This is a genomic window from Stenotrophomonas sp. C-A (genome assembly GCF_054030835.1).
The window spans coordinates 573,861-590,013 of record NZ_CM132916.1 but is presented as its reverse complement, the minus strand read 5'-3'; the positions used below and the strand labels follow the sequence as shown (position 1 = coordinate 590,013).

Below are 16,153 nucleotides of genomic sequence, written 5' to 3'. Positions count from 1 at the left end.
TGGGTCCGGTGGCGGGGGACGCCGTAAACCCATCCCTGGGGGCTTGGCCGCGGCATCCATGCCGCGGACACCCCCGCCACCGGACCCACCCCGCCTTCGACAGATTTCCGCGATCTGCGGTAGATCCACGCCATGCGTGGATGTTCCCGGTAGTGCCGGCCGCTGGCCGGCAACCAGAGGAAGTCAGAAATCAGGCATTGAAGAGCGAAGCGACCGGCTTTTGATTTTGATTTTCTGTTCTGTCTTTCGTGGCTGGGCCGCGCAGGAACCTGTCAGGGGTCGGGCGGGTGGGCATCGCGGGGGTGTCCGCGGCATGGATGCCGCGGCCAAGCCCCCATGGACGGGTTTACGGCGTCCCCCGCGATGCCCACCCGCCCGGCCAAACCCATGAATTCGCGCGCCGACCAACCACGAGGGGCTCCGCCGATGGCCGCCGACCACGCGCAGCGCGCTCTCCGCCCGATTCCCGGAACCATGCGCTTGCTCACGGATTGACCACACAATTGATGACAACGTTGTCCCTACCTGGCGCCGGACTCTCTCCCCGGCCTCCCAGGTACCTCCGTCCGCCCCCTCCGTCGCCTTCCCGGGCGACGCCCGGACCTGCGTCACGCGCGGCGCCATCGGGGCCCGCGCGCCCTTTGATCGGAGACTTACCCATGTACGACCCGATTGTGCGCAGTGCCGAACGTGCGACCCGAAACTGTCGTCCCCGCCGCCTGGCCTGGCTGCTTGCCCTGGCCGCCGGTACCGCCGCCCTGCCCGGCCTGGCGCAGGCCGCCAGCTGTGCCGGGGTGGCCCAGTGGGACCAGGCCAAGATCTACCGGGCCGGCGATACCCTGCAGAAAGGAGGCGTCCTCTATCGGGCGAACCAGGACATCTGGAACGCGCCGCCGGACCATCCGGCCGGTGCGCCCTACTACACCAACCTCGGCGCCTGCGATGGCAGCGGCGCCAACCAGCCGCCGGTGGTCAGCCTGACCTCGCCGGCCAACGGCGCCACCTTCAGTGCCGGCAGCACGGTCAACGTGACTGCCAACGCCAGTGATCCGGACGGCAGTGTCGCCAAGGTCGAGTTCTTCCGCGATGGCAGCACGCTCGGCGTGGCCACCAGTGCGCCGTATGCGGCCAGCTGGGCCAATGCCAGCGCCGGCAGCCACACCCTGCGCGCGGTGGCCACCGACAACAACAACGCCACCAGCAGCACCGCGACCATCACCATCACCGTCAACGCCGCCGATGGCGATACCACCGCGCCCAGCGTGCCGGGCGGGCTGGCGGTCGGTACGCGCACCGCCAACAGCATCGCGCTCAGCTGGAGCCCGTCCACCGACAACACCGGCGGCAGCGGCGTGGCCGGCTACGACGTGTACCGCAACGGCAGCCTGGTCGGTTCACCGTCCAGTGCCAGCTATGTCGACGGCGGGCTGACTGCCTCCACCACCTACCGCTACCGCGTGCGCGCCCGCGACAACGCCGGCAACGCGTCGGCACAGGGCACCGAGATCAGCGCCACCACGCTGGCCGGCGACGGCGGCACCACCGGCAAGCGGGTCATCGGCTACTTCACCCAGTGGGGCATCTACGGCCGCAATTACCGGGTCAAGAACATCGACAGCAGCGGCTCGGCCGCACGCCTGACCCACATCAACTACGCGTTCGGCAACGTGCGCAACAACCGCTGCGAAGTGGGCATCACCCAGCCGTCGGATCCGAACAGCGGTGCCGGTGGCGATGCCTTCGCCGACTACACCAAGGCCTTCAGCGCTGCCGAGAGTGTCAGCGGCAGCGCCGATACCTGGGACCAGCCGCTGCGTGGCAACTGGAACCAGCTCAAGCAGCTCAAGGCCAAGTACCCGGGCATGAAGGTGCTGATCTCGCTGGGTGGCTGGACCTGGTCGCGCGGCTTCTCCAGCGCGGCGCGCCCAGAAAACCGCCAGGCGTTCGTCGCCTCGTGCATCGACGCCTACATCAAGGGCAACCTGCCGGTGACCGACGGTGCCGGTGGCGCCGGTGCCGCGCTGGGCGTGTTCGACGGCATCGACATCGACTGGGAATACCCGGTGGCCTGCGGCATCGAATGCGGCAAGCCGGAAGACAACGCCAACTTCACCGCACTGATGGCCGAGTTCCGCCGCCAGCTCGATGCGGTGCGTCCGGGCCTGTTGCTGACGGTGGCGGTGGGTGCCGGCATCGACAAGATCCGCGTCACCGATCCAGCCGCGTACCACCCGTACCTGGACTACATCAACGTGATGACCTACGACTTCCACGGCGCGTGGGATGCGAAGACCAATCACCAGTCGGCACTGTTCGATTCGCCGAATGATCCGTCCACCGGCGACCAGAAGCTGTACAACAGCAACGACGCCATCGAGGCCTTCATCAGCCGAGGCGTGCCTGCCGCCAAGCTCAACCTCGGCATCGGCTACTACGGGCGCGGCTGGACCGGTGTGGCCAACGCCAACAACGGCCTGTACCAGACCGCCACCGGCGCCGCCCCGGGTACCTACGAGGCGGGCATCGAAGACTGGAAGGTACTGAAGAACCTGGCGTGGCCGGGCTACACCGACAACACCGCCGGTGCCACCTGGATCTACAACGGCAGCACGCTGTGGAGCTTCGATACCCCGGCCAACATCACCCGCAAGATGGGCTACGTGAAGACCCAGGGCCTGGGCGGCGCGTTCGTCTGGGAGTTCAGCGGTGACGATGCACAGGGCACGCTGACCAAGGCGGTCAGTGATGGCCTGAAGTAAGAAAAAAGCCGGGGGTGCTGCGCGCCCCCGGCTTCCTACCTGTAGAGCCGAGCCCATGCTCGGCTGCGGAAACATCAGCCGAGCATGGGCCCGGCTCTACAGAAACAAGGTCGGCGGCGATCAGCGCTTGGCCGACAGCTTTTCCAGCGCCGCGCGCAGCTGCGCCGGCGGCAGGTAACCGCCCAGCTGGGTACCGTCCGGGGCGAAGATGGCGGGCGTCCCATTCACGCCCAGCTGCTGGCCCAGTGCGTACTGCATCGCCACCGGGTTGGTGCAGTTCTTGGCCGGCACGCTACCACCGCGCTTGGCATTGGTCAGCGCCTGGCGGCGATCCGCCGCACACCAGACCGAGATCATGTCGGTGTAATCCTTGCTGCCCAGGCCCATGCGCGGGAACGCCAGGTACTCGACGCTGATGCCGTTGCGGTTGAGCTCGGCGATGTCCTGGTGCAGCTTGCGGCAGTAGCCGCATTCGATGTCGGTGAACACGCTGATGGTGTACTTGGCGTTCGGTGCCGCGAACACGATGCGGTCGCCATGGTTGGCCTTGGCCAGCAGATCGCGGCGGTAGCCGAGCAGGCCTTCGCTGTTGGCCGGGCCCTTGGCGCGGGTGTCGTACGGCTGCGACTGGAACAGGTAGCGGCCGTCATCGGACACGTACAGCAACTGGCCGGACACGACGACCTCGCGGAAGCCGGGGAACGGCGCAGCGCCGATGTAATCCACCTGGAAACCGGGATTGAGCGCGGTCAGCGCGGCACGCACGGCCTGATCGGCCGACGCGTTGGCGGCCGGGCTGGTCTTGGCCGCAGCGGTGGCGGGTGCCTTGGCAGCTGGCGGAGCCGGCTGGGCGCAGGCGGTCAGGCTGAGCGCACCGAACACGGCGGCGATGGCAAATCGGAGCATGGAGCGGTCCGCGACAGAAGAAGACCTGGGATTCTGACACAGCTGCCGCGACCGGGCCGCGACCTCGCCCGACGCTTGAGGCCGGGGTTCAGGCCTCTGCTCAGCCGCGCGGATGGTGGCGCGCGTGCAGCTTCTGCAGGTGTTCGCGGGCCACCAGGGTGTAGATCTGGGTGGTCGACAGCGAGCTGTGGCCGAGCAGCATCTGCAGCGCGCGCAGGTCGGCACCGCGGTTGAGCAGATGGGTAGCGAAGCTGTGCCGCAGGCCATGCGGGCTGATCCGCGCCGGGTCGATGCCGGCCACCTGGGCGTGGCGCTTGACCAGATGCCAGAACGCCTGGCGGGTCAGCGCATGCAGCGTGGGCTCGACGAACAGTGGCGTCTGCCCATCCGCCAATGCCTGCACCTTGCCCTTGCCGACCAGCTGCGGCCGCGACTGCTGCAGGTAGCGCTCCAGCCAGTGCTGGGATTCCTCGCCCAGCGGCACCAGCCGTTCCTTGCTGCCCTTGCCGGTGACTCGCAGCACACCCTGGCGCAGGTTGACCGCAGTCGCCGGCAGCAGCACCAGTTCGCTCACGCGCAGGCCGGCGGCATACATCAGCTCCAGCATGGCCCGATCGCGCAGGCCCAGCGGGCTGTCGACATCCGGTGCTGCCAACAGCGCGTCGATCTGGCTCTCGGCCAGCGCCTTGGGCAACAAACGTGGCAGCTTCGGCGGATCGAGCAGCGCGCTGGGGTCTTCGCTGCGCTCACCACGACGTACGCCGTCGGCGAAGAACGCGCGCAGTGCCGACAGCAGGCGCGCGTTGCTGCGCGGCGACCAGCCATGACGGGTACGCCAGGCCAGGTAGTCGAACAGGCCGGGGCGCTCGATGCCGGCCAGCCCGCCCTCGCGTCCATCCATCCACCGCGCCAGACCTTCCAGGTCGCGCCGGTAGCTGTCGAGCGTAGCGCGCGCGAGGCCGTTCTCGGCCCAGATCGCGTCGAGGAAACGCTGGATGCGCACGCTGTCATCGGCGCGCAGTTCCGGCAGTTGCTGCACCAGCTGGCGGCGTTCGGCGGGGGTGGAAACAGAGGCCATGCGTAGAGGATACGAGGGCCACTGCGGATGCGGCCAGCATTGCGTATGCTCGGCGCATGTCCCGCCCCGCCATTGATACGGCCCCTGCGGCCGCTACCGAACTGCCCCGCCCGCGCGCATTGCTGCTGTGGCGCGCGCTGGCGATGGTCTACGACGCGCTGCCGGTGCTGGCGCTGTGGATGCTGGCCGGCACCCTGTTCACCCTTGCCTACACCTTCAGCGGCCATGCCCAGCGCGAGAACATCGCGCCGTTCAGTGCCTGGCAGTGGCTGCTGTGGGCGGTGTGCTGGGCGATCACGGGGTGGTACGCGACGGCAAGCTGGCGCCGCGGCGGGCAGACGCTGGGCATGCGGCCGTGGCGGCTGAAACTGCACGCCAGCGATGGCGCGCCGCTGCGGCGCAGCCAGCTGTGGCTGCGTTTCGCCGTGGGCACGCTATCCCTGCTGCTGGGTGGACTGGGCTTCTGGTGGGCGTGGGTCGATCGCGAACGCCTGACCTGGCATGACCGCGCCAGCGGCACCCGCTTGGTGCGGATGCCGAAACGGTAAGGCGCTGTCTGTAGAGCCGAGCCCGTGCTCGGCTGCTTTCCGCACTGTACGCGACAGCCGAGCACAGGCTCGGCTCTACAACAATCAGAATCAGCCCGACTTGCGCCGGAACAGCAGTCCGGACACCGCCAGCATCACGATCGGTGGCAGCGCATAGGCAATGCGGTAATCGAACTTCAACGCGCCGGCCATGCGACCGAAGAACAGCTGCAGCAGCCAGAAGCCCAGCGCGAACAGGATGCCCAGGAACAGGCGCTTGCCCATGCCGCCGCTGCGCAGCGAACCGAACGCGAACGGCACCGCCGCCAGGCACAGCGCCAGCACGTTCACCGGGTAGAACCAGCGGCTCCAGTACACATCCTCGAAGTCGCGCGCATCCAGCCCGTTGCGCTGGCGATAGGCGATGCTGGTGCTCAGTTCGGCCACGCTGAGGTTGCGCGGCTTGGCGATGCCGGTGGCCAGCGCCGCCGGATCCAGCGAAGAATTCCACGCTTCGCGCGCCACTTCCTCACGCGTGGCCGAGCGTTCACCAAAGGTGTCCCGGCGCACGCCCGTCAATACCCAGCCATCCTTGTCATGCTCGACGGTGGCAGCATGGGTCAGCGAGGCGATCCGGCCGTCTTCAGCGATGCGATACAGGCGCACGTCGCGCAGGATCAGGCGCGTGCCCTTGTCGCCAACCAGCTGCTCCTCGCCACTCTGCGCATTGAGGAAGGTATCGCCCTCGCGTGCCCACAGGCCCGAATAACGGCTGGTGGCGATATCCCGCCCCCACTTGGCACTGGACTTCAACGCATCGGCACGATCCTGGCCCCAGGGACCCAGCGTCTCGGCGCTGAGCACCATCACCGCGGTCAGCAGCGACAGCGCGATCGCCACCGACACGCTCAGCCGCTTGCGCGACAGGCCCAGCGCGCGCAGTGCGGTCAGCTCGGAGGTGGCAGCCAGCTGGCCCAGGCCCATCAGCGCACCGATCACCGCGGCGGTGGGGAACATGGTGTAGGCGCGGCGCGGCACCGTGTACAGCACCCAGGCGGCGGCATGGCCCAGGGTGTAACCGTTCTTGCCGATGTCCTTGAACTCGCCGGAGAACGCCATCACCACGTCCAGGCCGACCAGTACGGCCCAGGTCAGCAACACGGTGGTGAACACCGACCGGCCCAGGTACAGGTCGAAACGCATCGGGCGCAGCCTCATGCGCGGGCTCCCTTCGGGCGGCCCAGGCGGCCATCACGTGCATACATCCAGATGGCCAGCGCCAGCAGCGGCAGGGTCAACCACCACAGGCCGAGCGCAGGGGGGATCTTGCCGTTGGCGATCCAGCCGCTGCCGATGAACATCAGGTTGGTGCCGACCATGTAGGCCATCAGCGCCAGCATCATGCGGCCGTAGCGCTGCTGGCGCGGCGAGCTGCGGCCCAGCGGCACGGTCAGCAGGGCGAACGCCAGCGCGATCAGCGGCGGGGCCAGGCGGCGGTGCAGCTGCGCCTGCGCCTGCGGACGCTCATCGCCGATCAGCTGCAGGGTCGGCATCAGTTCCGGGTCATCCTCGGTGCGGATCTGCGCGCCATCGGGCAGGGCCACGTCATTGCGGGCGAAGGTCGCCAGGCGGTAGTCCAGCGCACCGGCCACCGGCCCTTCCACCTGGTGGCCGTCATCCAGCTCCAGGAAGCGCTGGCGGGTACCCTCGAAGAACATGCGACCGCCATTGGCCGACACCACCTCCAGGCGGTCATCCTTCTGGCGCTGCAGAAACACTTTGCCCAGCTGGGTGCCATCGGGCGAGATCGAGGACAGGTAGACCACGCCGCCATTGGGCAGCGGGGTGAAGCGGCCCGGCTCCAGGCCGGCCATCAGCACGCTGCGGTTGGCCTCGATGATCATCTGCTCGGCCACCCGGCCGGCCCACGGGCCCAGCCACAGCGAGCAGGCGCCGACCAGCAGCACCACCGGCACCACCAGCATCAGCAGCGGCCGCAGCAGGCGCTTGGGGCCCACGCCAATGGCGGTGATGACCGCCATCTCCGAGTCGCGGTACAGGCGGGCGATGGCCAGCAGCAGGCCCAGCATCAGCGCCAGCGGCAGGATCAGCGGCAGGTAGGCGATGAACTGCAGGCCCAGCTGCGAGAACAGCAGCTTGGCCGGCAGCCGCCCGTCGGCGATGTTGCCGAGGATGTCCACCAGCACGCCGCCCACGCTGACCACCAGCAGGACGATCAGGGTAGCCAGGAAACTCTGGACGAAATCGCCCAGCAGGTATCGGTCGAGCTTCAGCATGGGGCGGTGGTTTAAACTCTGGGGTTCGTTCGCGGTGCCGCCCAGTCTACTGTCTGGGCGTAAACGGCCTGCGATTGTACGGACTCGCCAATGGAATCTGCTCAATGGCCCTCGAATTCACCCTGAACCACGTTGCTCCGGCCGCCGCCACCGTTGATTGCCTGGTGGTCGGCGCGTATGCCGACCATACCCTGACCCCGGCCGCACAGGCCCTGGACGCCGCCAGCGGTGGCCGCCTGGCCGCCCTGGCCCAGCGCGGCGACCTGTCCGGCAAGACCGGCGCCACCACCCTGCTGCATGACCTGCCGGGCGTGACCGCCCCGCGCGTGCTGGTGGTCGGCCTGGGCGAAGTCGCCCGTTTCGGCGTGCCGCAGTATCTGAAGGCCGTCGGCGACGCCGTGCGCGCGCTGAAGGCCGGTGCTGCCCGCAGCGCACTGTTCACCCTGTCTGAAGTGGCCATCAAGGACCGCGACGCGGCCTGGGCGATCCGCCAGGCGGTGATCGCCGCCGATCACGCCGCCTACCGCTACACCGCCACCCTGGGCAAGAAGAAGGCCGACGACGCCGGCCTGGCCCAGCTGGCCATCGCCGGTGACGACGCGCAGGCCCTGGCCCAGGGCCAGGCCATCGCCGCCGGTGTCGAGTTCGCCCGCGAGCTGGGCAACCTGCCGCCGAACTACTGCACCCCGGCCTACCTGGCCGAGGTGGGTGTGAAGTTCGCCGGCGAGCATGACGGTGCCGAGGCCGAGATCCTCGACGAGCACCAGATGGAAGCGCTGGGCATGGGCTCGCTGCTGGCCGTGGCCCGTGGTTCGGCCAACCGCCCGCGCCTGGTGGTGCTGAAGTGGACCGGTGCTGACGACGCCAAGCCCTATGTGCTGGTCGGCAAGGGCATCACCTTCGATACCGGTGGCGTCAACCTGAAGACCCAGGGCGGCATCGAAGAAATGAAGTACGACATGTGCGGTGGCGCCAACGTCATCGGCACCTTCGTCGCTGCGGTCAAGGCCAAGCTGCCGCTGAACCTGGTGGTGGTGGTGCCGGCCGTGGAAAACGCCATCGACGGCAACGCCTACCGCCCGTCCGACGTGATCACCTCGATGTCGGGCAAGACCATCGAAGTCGGCAACACCGACGCCGAAGGCCGCCTGATCCTGTGCGATGCGCTGACCTACGCGCAGCGCTTCGAGCCGGCCGCGCTGGTCGACGTGGCCACCCTGACCGGTGCCTGCATGGTCGCCCTCGGCCACCAGACCGCGGGCCTGATGAGCAAGCACGACGACCTGGCCAACGAGCTGCTGGCCGCCGGCGAGCACGTGTTCGACCGCGCCTGGCGCCTGCCGCTGTGGGACGAGTACCAGCCGATGCTGGATTCGAGCTTCGCCGACGTCTACAACATCGGCGGCCGCTGGGCCGGCGCGATCACCGCTGGCTGCTTCCTGTCGCGCTTCGCCGAAGGCCAGCGCTGGGCCCACCTGGACATCGCCGGCGTTGCCAGCGATGAAGGCAAGCGTGGCATGGCCACCGGCCGCCCGGTCGGCCTGCTGAGCCAGTGGCTGCTGGACCAGGCCGCCCGCGCCTGATGCCGTACCCGACCCTGGCCGGCGCCCGCCGGCCGGGGCCTCGCCCGGCACCGCCGGAACCCTGCCTGACCCGGACCCTGCCATGCCCCGCGCCGACTTCTACCTGATCGCCAAGCCCCGCTTCCTGACCGAGCCGTTGCGCCTGGTCTGCGAGCTGGCGCGCAAGGCCAACGACGCCGGGCTGTTCACCCTGGTGCTGGCCCGCGACCAGGCCCAGGCCGAGGAGCTGGACGAACTGCTGTGGGCGTTCGACAACGACGCTTACATCCCGCACCAGATCGCCGGCGAGGACATGGACGAGGAAGAAGCGCTGGTGCTGATCGCCGTACACGGCACCGGGGCACCGGCGCGTCCGCTGGTGATCAACCTGCGTGATGAACCCTGGCTGGGCGAGTGCGAGCGCGTGCTGGAAGTGGTTCCGGCCGACCCGGAAGCGCGCGAACCGCTGCGCGAACGCTGGCGCCAGTACAAGGCCGCCGGTTACGACCTGAACAAGCACGACATGTAAGCGCGCCCCGGCCCCCTTGATGGGCCGCCGCCGCGCCCTGATCCTTCAACGATTACCTCCTGGTTCCCCCGCATGACCCAACTCGCCTCCAGCTACGACCCGAAGTCCTTCGAGACCGACCTCTACGAGGCCTGGGAGAAGGCCGGCCACTTCAAGCCGTCCGGCACGGGCGAGCCGTACACCATCCTGCTGCCGCCGCCGAACGTAACCGGCACCCTGCACATGGGCCACGCGTTCCAGCAGACCCTGATGGACGCGCTGGTGCGCTACCACCGCATGCGCGGCTACGACACGCTGTGGCAGGTCGGTACCGACCATGCCGGCATCGCCACCGAAATGGTGGTCAGCCGCAACCTGGCGCTGGAAGGCAAGGGCGAGACCCGCGATTCGCTGGGCCGCGAGGGCTTCATCGGCAAGGTCTGGGAGTGGAAGCAGCAGTCCGGCGACACCATCGAGCGCCAGATGCGCCGCCTCGGCACCTCCGCCGACTGGTCGCGCAGCACCTTCACCATGGACCCGCAGCCATCGGCGGCGGTCAACGAAGCCTTCGTGCGCTGGTACGAACAGGGCCTGATCTACCGCGGCCAGCGCCTGGTCAACTGGGACCCGGTGCTGAAGACCGCCATTTCCGACCTGGAAGTGGAGAGCGCCGAGGAGGACGGCTTCCTGTGGTCGATCGCCTACACCCTGGATGAAGGCCTGAGCTACGAACACGTCGAGCGCGATGCCGACGGCGTGGAAACCCTGCGCGAAACCCGCGATTACCTGGTCGTCGCCACCACCCGCCCGGAAACCCTGCTGGGCGATACCGCGGTGATGGTGCACCCGGAAGATGAGCGCTATGCGCACCTGATCGGCAAGAACGTGGTGCTGCCGCTGACCGGCCGCCGCGTGCCGGTGATCGCCGACGACTACGTGGACCGTGCGTTCGGCACCGGCGTGGTCAAGGTCACCCCGGCGCATGACTTCAACGACTATGAAGTGGGCGTGCGCCACAGCCTGCCAATGATCAACCTGTTCACCCCGGTGGCAGCGCTGAATGAAAATGCGCCGGAACGCTTCCAGGGCCTGGACCGTTACGCCGCGCGCAAGGCCGTGCTGGCCGAGCTGGAAGACCTGGGCATCCTGGTCGAGACCAAGGCGCACAAGCTGCAGGTGCCGCGCGGCGACCGTACCGGCCAGGTGATCGAGCCGTACCTGACCGACCAGTGGTTCGTGAAGATGGACGACCTGGCCAAGCGCGGCCTGGAACTGGTCGAAGACGGAACCATCGCCTTCGTGCCACCGAACTGGATCAACACCTACCGCCACTGGATGAACAACATCCAGGACTGGTGCATCAGCCGCCAGCTGTGGTGGGGCCACCGCATTCCGGCGTGGTTCGACGCCGCCACCGGCAACTGCTACGTCGGTCGCAGCGAAGACGAAGTGCGCGCGAAGAACAACCTCGGCAGCGATGTGGTGCTGAACCAGGAAAGCGACGTGCTGGAGACCTGGTTCTCCTCGCAGCTGTGGCCCTTCTCCACCCTGGGCTGGCCGAACGAGCAGGCGATGGCCGAGCGCGGCTTCGACCGCTACCTGCCGTCGTCGGTGCTGATCACCGGCTTCGACATCATCTTCTTCTGGGTGGCGCGCATGATCATGGCCACCGACAACCTGGTCGGGAAGATCCCGTTCAAGGACGTCTACTTCACCGGCCTGATCCGCGACGGCCAGGGCCAGAAGATGTCCAAGAGCAAGGGCAACGTGCTCGACCCGCTGGACATCATCGACGGCATCACCATCGACGACCTGGTCGCCAAGCGCACCGGCGGACTGATGCAGCCGAAGATGGTGGAGAAGATCGAGAAGGCCACCCGCAAGGAATTCCCGGACGGCATTGCTGCCCATGGTGCCGATGCGCTGCGTTTCACCATCGCCGCGCTGGCCACCCACGGCCGCGACATCAAGTTCGACATGAACCGCGCCGAGGGCTACAAGAACTTCTGCAACAAGCTGTGGAACGCCAGCCGCTTCGCGCTGATGAACACTGAAGGCGCGGCGTTCACCGGCGTGCCCAAGCCGCGTACCGATGCCGAGCGCTGGATCCTGGCGCGCCTGGCCGCAGTGTCCACCGAGGCGCAGGGCCACTACGCCAACTACCGCTTCGACCTGCTGGCGCAGTGCCTGTACGAGTTCGCCTGGAATGAGTTCTGCGACTGGTTCCTGGAACTGAGCAAGCCGGCCCTGAACGGTGCCGACGCGGCTGATGCCGAAAGCACCCGCCACACCCTGCTGTACGTGCTGGAAGCGCTGCTGCGCCTGCTGCACCCGCTCACCCCGTTCATCACCGAACAGCTGTGGCAGCAGCTGGCCCCGCGCCTGGGCCTGGCCGAAACCACGCTGTCGCTGCGCCCGTACCCGACCGCCGCCGAATTCGCCGGTGATTTCGCCCAGGCCGAGGCCGACGTGGAATGGCTGAAGGCCGTGATCAGTGCGGTGCGTCGCGTGCGCAGCGAACTGAACGTCGCCCCGTCCAAGCAGGTGCCGCTGCGCCTGCAGGCCGGCCTGGAGCAGGACCGCGTGCGCATCGAACGCTTCAGCGCATCACTGTCGTTCCTGCTCAAGCTGGACAGCATCCAGTGGCTGGCCGAAGGCGAAAGCGCACCGCCGGCTGCCGCTGCGATCGTGGGCGAGCTGAAGCTGCTGGTGCCGCTGGAAGGCCTGGTCGATCTCGATGCCGAGCGCGTGCGCCTGGACAAGGAAATCGCCCGCGTCGAAGCCGAAAAGGAAAAGAGCGAGACCAAGCTGGCCAGGTTCACCGACAAGGTGCCACCGGCGGTGGTGGAGCAGGAACGCGTGCGACTGGCCGACTGGAATACCCAACTGGCCGGCCTGCGCGAGCAGCGCGCGAAGCTGTAAGCGCCGCGCTCTGGTGCGTGCCAGCCAAGGTTGACACCTACCACGGCGGGAGAGGTTGGCATCTACCGATGCGGAATCGGAAACGCCGGGCAATGCCCGGCGTTTCCATTTTCCCGACATGGCATCATCGCCCGATGCCTCCTTCCATTTTCCTGCTGGTCCTCGCGGCTGCGGCCCTGCACGCCAGCTGGAATGCGATCGTCAAGCGCGGACCAGACAAATTCCTCGGTACCGTGCTGGTCACCGGCAGCGCCGCGCTGCTGTCCGCCGCCGCCCTGCCCTTCCTGCCATTCCCCGCCGCGCACAGCTGGCCGTGGCTGGCTGCTTCGGTGCTGCTGCAGGTGACCTATTACGGGCTGGTCGCACGCTGTTACCAGCAGGTCGACATGAGCCTGGCCTATCCGCTGATGCGTGGCAGCGCGCCGATCCTGGTTGCGCTGGTCGGCACCCTGCTGGGCGAACCATTGCCAGCTGCCGCGTGGCTGGGCGTGGTGCTGGTGAGCACCGGCATCCTGTGCATGGCACTGGGTGCGCGTGGCGGCCAACTGCGCTTGCCACTGCTGACCGCGGCGATGATCGCCACCTACACCCTGGTCGATGCGCAGGGTGCGCGCCAGTCCGGCAGTGCGCTCAGCTACACGCTGTGGCTGTTCCTGCTGTCGGGCATTCCCCTGCCATTGTGGACGCTGTACACCCGGCGCGGCGCGGTGCTGGACTATGCGCGGCAGCATTGGCCTCTCGGTCTGGCCGGCGGCGTCGGCACCACGGCGTCCTATGCGATGGCGTTGTGGGCGATGACCCAAGCGCCGGTGGCGATGGTCTCGGCGCTGCGTGAGTCTTCGATCCTGTTCGCGCTGCTGATCTCGGTGTTCCTGCTGCGCGAGCGCATTCCGCGTGCGCGCTGGCTGGCGGCGGCGCTCATCGTAGGCGGTGTATTGGCACTGCGGTTGGCGTGAACAATGCGTGCCAACCAAGATTGGCACCTACCACGGCAGGTGATCTGTCGATGACAGCGGAGATCCGTCGGTAGTGCCGGCCGCTGGCCGGCAACCCATCCCGGTTACAGCGGCGGCATCGCCTGCAGGTCGCCGTCGACCAGTTCGATCGCCATCACCACCGCGTCCTCGCGGCCCTGTGCGGCCGGGTAGTAACGCGGGCGGCGGCCGATCTCGTTGAAGCCTTCGCTGTGGTACAGCGCCAGCGCCGGCGTGTTGGACGGACGCACTTCCAGGAACACCCGCTGCGCACCCCGGTCGCCGGCCAGCTGCACCAGCGCGCGCAACAGCTGGCGTCCGAGCCCACGCGACTGCGTCAGCGGGTCGATGCAGACGTTCAGCACATGGGCCTCGTCGGCCGCGATGCTGAGCACGCCATAGCCGATCAACTGGCCATCGCGCTCCATGGCCAGGCCTGGATAACCCGCACGCAGGCAGTCAACGAAGATGCCGCGGGTCCAGGGAAACGGATAGCCGCGTACTTCAATCGCCATCACCGCGTTGAGGTCGCTCTCGCGCAGCGCACGCAGGCTGACCGGACCCGGCTGGCTGACCGCACTCATGGCGTGCCCCGCTTGCGCAGGGCGCGCAGCTGCGGCCACAGCGCGCGCTTGGCGGCTGGGTCCTGGCGCAGCTGGTCCAGCGGCCAGCTGTCCATCAGCGCCTGCGTGGCCGGATCGTTGGGGTTGCAGCCGGAAGCGCGCAGCAAGGCGATCTGCAGGCGATCCGGCAGCCGCACCACCGGCTGCCGGGCATTGCCGCCGGGCAGCGGGCGGGCAGCGGCGGGCGCGGTGTCCGGTGCGCTGACCGGGGTCTCGCGACGCGGCGGTGCCGGGCGCTCCTGGCGGGAAACCGGTGTGGCCGCAGCCAGAGGCTCGCGCGCGGGTGCGGTGGGTGCCCGCGCCTGCTCCACCGCTGGCGCGGCAGCCGCCTCGGCTTCGGCCACGCTCAGCTGCAGCGCGGCATCCAGCTCGGCGGCCAGCTGGCCGTCGTGATAGACGGTGTAGCCCATGGCCTGCAGCCAGGCCTGCTGGGCCGGTGACCACAGCACGGGCAGGTCCTGGCTCACGCGGCCTCGGGCTTCTTGCGCAGGCGCTGCACGGCCCACATCACCGGGCCGGACAAGGCGTACAGGATGCCCACCGCGAACAGCACGCGCGGCAGATCGATGACCGCGATGGCGATGGCCACCGGTACCAGCGCCAGCACCAGGAACGGCACGCGGTCGGAACCGGTACCCTTGGCGCCGCCGCCCTTGAAGCTCCAGAAGCGGATGCGGCTGACCATCAGCAGCGCCGCAACGATCGTCACCGCCAGCGCCACGTAGCGCAGCTGGTTGCCGTCCCAGCCCAGGTTGCCATCGGCAAAGGCCCAGACGAAGGACATCATCAAGCCAGCCGCGGCCGGGCTGGCCAGGCCGACGAACCAGCGCTTGTCGACCACTGCCACCTGGGTGTTGAAGCGGGCCAGGCGCAGCGCCGCGCAGGCGGCATACAGGAAGGCCACGGCCCAGCCGACGCGGCCGAGCAGCGGGTCATCGAACTTCAGCCACGACAGCGACCAGTGGTACATCACCAGTGCCGGGGCCATGCCGAAGCTGACCAGGTCGGCCAGCGAGTCGTACTGCACGCCGAATTCGCTGCTGGTACCGGTCAGGCGCGCCACGCGCCCATCCAGGCCATCCATCACCGCTGCCACGAACACGGCGATGCTGGCGTTGACGAAGTCCCCGTTGGCCGCGGCGATGATCGCGTAGAAGCCGGCAAACAGGCCGGCGGTGGTGAACAGGTTGGGCAGCAGGTAAATCGTGCGCGAACGCGGCGGCGGTGTGATCGGGTCCATGGAATCCAGTTTAATCGACTTGCCAGTGCTCGGCGCCAATGCTGCAATCGGCGTTCTACGCCCATTCCGTGGAGTTTGCCATGCGTGTCCTGTCCTGCCTTGGATGCCTGCTGCTGTTGGCCAGTGCCAACGTCGTGGCTGGCCCGGTCTATAAATGGAAGGACGCCAATGGCGTGACCCAGTATTCGGAGACCCCTCCGGCGGGCAGGAAATTCGAGACCCGGGCGCAGGCACGCAGCCCACAGGCTGCGGCCAGCGCCGAGACCCCGACCGCACCGGTGCCCGAGCAGTGCAGCACAGCCCGGGCCAACCTGGCCCTGCTGGACGGTGGCGGCCAGGTGATGCAGGACACCGATGGCGATGGCAAGGCCGATACCCCGTTGGCTCCGGAGCAGCGCAGTGCGCAGAAGGGATTGGCTGAAGCCGCCATCAAGGCTTACTGCCCGGCGGAGTGAGGGTATCGGCAGGGCTTGCAGCCCTGCACCTGCTCAATGCAACGGCAACGGCAACGACAAAAGCCAAAGCCAAAGCCAGAGCGGCATTCCGTGGGATGGCGGGGCACTGTGGGTTTGCGGGGACGCCGTAAACCCGTCCATGGGGGCTTGGTCGCCGCATCCATGCGGCTCACACCCCGCAAACCCACAGTGCCCCGCCTTCGACAGTTGGCCGGTGGCCAGTAGATCCACGCCATGCGTGGATGAAATCTGTCAGATATCGAATTGAATCCGGGGTCAGATCCGTTTTCCTGCGGAAAACG

Annotated in this window: 14 protein-coding genes; 7 read left to right on the top strand and 7 right to left on the bottom strand. The window is 68.0% G+C overall.

Annotation, left to right across the window (positions count from 1 at the left end; translation table 11 throughout):
* Window positions 1-659: 659 nt before the first annotated feature.
* Window positions 660-2,759: a glycosyl hydrolase family 18 protein gene (locus ACW5IY_RS02695; protein WP_049434090.1), complete on the top strand. Its 2,100-nt coding sequence runs from the start codon at window positions 660-662 to the stop codon at window positions 2,757-2,759.
* Between the two features lie 120 nt (window positions 2,760-2,879).
* On the opposite strand, the gene ACW5IY_RS02690 is transcribed toward ACW5IY_RS02695, so the two are convergent.
* Together ACW5IY_RS02690 and xerD are read right to left on the bottom strand one after the other, a co-directional pair.
* Window positions 2,880-3,665, bottom strand: a complete 786-nt coding sequence (locus ACW5IY_RS02690; protein WP_049434091.1) for a thioredoxin fold domain-containing protein — start codon at window positions 3,663-3,665, stop codon at window positions 2,880-2,882.
* Between the two features lie 100 nt (window positions 3,666-3,765).
* Window positions 3,766-4,743, bottom strand: a complete 978-nt coding sequence (gene xerD, locus ACW5IY_RS02685; RefSeq protein ID WP_049434094.1) for a site-specific tyrosine recombinase XerD — start codon at window positions 4,741-4,743, stop codon at window positions 3,766-3,768.
* Window positions 4,744-4,799: 56 nt separating this feature from the next.
* Between xerD and ACW5IY_RS02680 the strand changes: the two genes are divergently transcribed.
* Complete coding sequence (locus ACW5IY_RS02680) at window positions 4,800-5,291, top strand: RDD family protein (protein WP_010480723.1); 492 nt, start codon at window positions 4,800-4,802, stop codon at window positions 5,289-5,291.
* Between the two features lie 90 nt (window positions 5,292-5,381).
* On the opposite strand, the gene lptG is transcribed toward ACW5IY_RS02680, so the two are convergent.
* Window positions 5,382-6,488: an LPS export ABC transporter permease LptG gene (gene lptG / locus ACW5IY_RS02675; protein WP_010480722.1), complete on the bottom strand. Its 1,107-nt coding sequence runs from the start codon at window positions 6,486-6,488 to the stop codon at window positions 5,382-5,384.
* Window positions 6,485-7,567: an LPS export ABC transporter permease LptF gene (gene lptF, locus ACW5IY_RS02670; RefSeq protein WP_049434096.1), complete on the bottom strand. Its 1,083-nt coding sequence runs from the start codon at window positions 7,565-7,567 to the stop codon at window positions 6,485-6,487. Before lptF ends, lptG begins: the two co-directional genes overlap by 4 nt.
* A 104-nt stretch (window positions 7,568-7,671) precedes the next feature.
* Here lptF and ACW5IY_RS02665 point away from each other — a divergent pair, with 104 nt between their 5' ends.
* The 4 genes from ACW5IY_RS02665 to ACW5IY_RS02650 all read left to right on the top strand — a co-directional run bounded on the left by ACW5IY_RS02665 (window position 7,672) and on the right by ACW5IY_RS02650 (window position 13,515).
* Window positions 7,672-9,150, top strand: coding sequence for a leucyl aminopeptidase (locus tag ACW5IY_RS02665; protein WP_049434098.1), 1,479 nt, complete (start codon window positions 7,672-7,674; stop codon window positions 9,148-9,150).
* An 82-nt stretch (window positions 9,151-9,232) separates the two neighbouring features.
* Window positions 9,233-9,658, top strand: a complete 426-nt coding sequence (locus ACW5IY_RS02660) for a DNA polymerase III subunit chi (RefSeq protein WP_049434100.1) — start codon at window positions 9,233-9,235, stop codon at window positions 9,656-9,658.
* Between the two features lie 72 nt (window positions 9,659-9,730).
* Window positions 9,731-12,559, top strand: a complete 2,829-nt coding sequence (locus ACW5IY_RS02655; RefSeq protein ID WP_049434101.1) for a valine--tRNA ligase — start codon at window positions 9,731-9,733, stop codon at window positions 12,557-12,559.
* Between the two features lie 134 nt (window positions 12,560-12,693).
* On the top strand, window positions 12,694-13,515 hold the full coding sequence (locus ACW5IY_RS02650) for an EamA family transporter (protein WP_049434103.1): 822 nt from the start codon (window positions 12,694-12,696) through the stop codon (window positions 13,513-13,515).
* A gap of 104 nt (window positions 13,516-13,619) precedes the next feature.
* Here the strand turns inward: ACW5IY_RS02650 and rimI are convergent, their stop codons facing one another.
* From rimI to pssA, 3 genes are read right to left on the bottom strand one after another with little or no spacing between them, the layout of a single operon-like run.
* Window positions 13,620-14,117, bottom strand: coding sequence for a ribosomal protein S18-alanine N-acetyltransferase (rimI, locus tag ACW5IY_RS02645; protein ID WP_032128003.1), 498 nt, complete (start codon window positions 14,115-14,117; stop codon window positions 13,620-13,622).
* Window positions 14,114-14,623 (bottom strand): hypothetical protein, encoded by a 510-nt coding sequence (locus ACW5IY_RS02640; protein WP_043403295.1) that lies wholly within the window; start codon window positions 14,621-14,623, stop codon window positions 14,114-14,116. The genes rimI and ACW5IY_RS02640 overlap by 4 nt, the downstream gene beginning before the upstream one ends.
* The gene (gene pssA / locus ACW5IY_RS02635; protein WP_049434107.1) at window positions 14,620-15,396 is read right to left on the bottom strand and encodes a CDP-diacylglycerol--serine O-phosphatidyltransferase; all 777 of its coding nucleotides are present in this window, start codon (window positions 15,394-15,396) and stop codon (window positions 14,620-14,622) included. Before pssA ends, ACW5IY_RS02640 begins: the two co-directional genes overlap by 4 nt.
* Before the next feature lie 80 nt (window positions 15,397-15,476).
* On the opposite strand from pssA, the gene ACW5IY_RS02630 reads away from it, so the two are divergent.
* Window positions 15,477-15,851, top strand: coding sequence for a DUF4124 domain-containing protein (locus ACW5IY_RS02630; protein WP_049434109.1), 375 nt, complete (start codon window positions 15,477-15,479; stop codon window positions 15,849-15,851).
* The last annotated feature ends 302 nt before the right edge of the window (window positions 15,852-16,153 follow it).

Bases quoted from the DNA above. Each gene is read 5' to 3' on its own strand.
- ACW5IY_RS02680 (WP_010480723.1), top strand. From the start codon at position 4,800: ATGTCCCGCCCCGCCATTGATACGGCCCCTGCGGCCGCTACCGAACTG.
- ACW5IY_RS02695 (WP_049434090.1), top strand. From the start codon at position 660: ATGTACGACCCGATTGTGCGCAGTGCCGAACGTGCGACCCGAAACTGT.
- ACW5IY_RS02665 (WP_049434098.1), top strand. From the start codon at position 7,672: ATGGCCCTCGAATTCACCCTGAACCACGTTGCTCCGGCCGCCGCCACC.
- lptG (WP_010480722.1), bottom strand. From the start codon at position 6,488: ATGAGGCTGCGCCCGATGCGTTTCGACCTGTACCTGGGCCGGTCGGTG.
- ACW5IY_RS02655 (WP_049434101.1), top strand. From the start codon at position 9,731: ATGACCCAACTCGCCTCCAGCTACGACCCGAAGTCCTTCGAGACCGAC.
- ACW5IY_RS02630 (WP_049434109.1), top strand. From the start codon at position 15,477: ATGCGTGTCCTGTCCTGCCTTGGATGCCTGCTGCTGTTGGCCAGTGCC.
- pssA (WP_049434107.1), bottom strand. From the start codon at position 15,396: ATGGACCCGATCACACCGCCGCCGCGTTCGCGCACGATTTACCTGCTG.
- ACW5IY_RS02690 (WP_049434091.1), bottom strand. From the start codon at position 3,665: ATGCTCCGATTTGCCATCGCCGCCGTGTTCGGTGCGCTCAGCCTGACC.
- lptF (WP_049434096.1), bottom strand. From the start codon at position 7,567: ATGCTGAAGCTCGACCGATACCTGCTGGGCGATTTCGTCCAGAGTTTC.
- ACW5IY_RS02650 (WP_049434103.1), top strand. From the start codon at position 12,694: ATGCCTCCTTCCATTTTCCTGCTGGTCCTCGCGGCTGCGGCCCTGCAC.
- xerD (WP_049434094.1), bottom strand. From the start codon at position 4,743: ATGGCCTCTGTTTCCACCCCCGCCGAACGCCGCCAGCTGGTGCAGCAA.
- rimI (WP_032128003.1), bottom strand. From the start codon at position 14,117: ATGAGTGCGGTCAGCCAGCCGGGTCCGGTCAGCCTGCGTGCGCTGCGC.
- ACW5IY_RS02660 (WP_049434100.1), top strand. From the start codon at position 9,233: ATGCCCCGCGCCGACTTCTACCTGATCGCCAAGCCCCGCTTCCTGACC.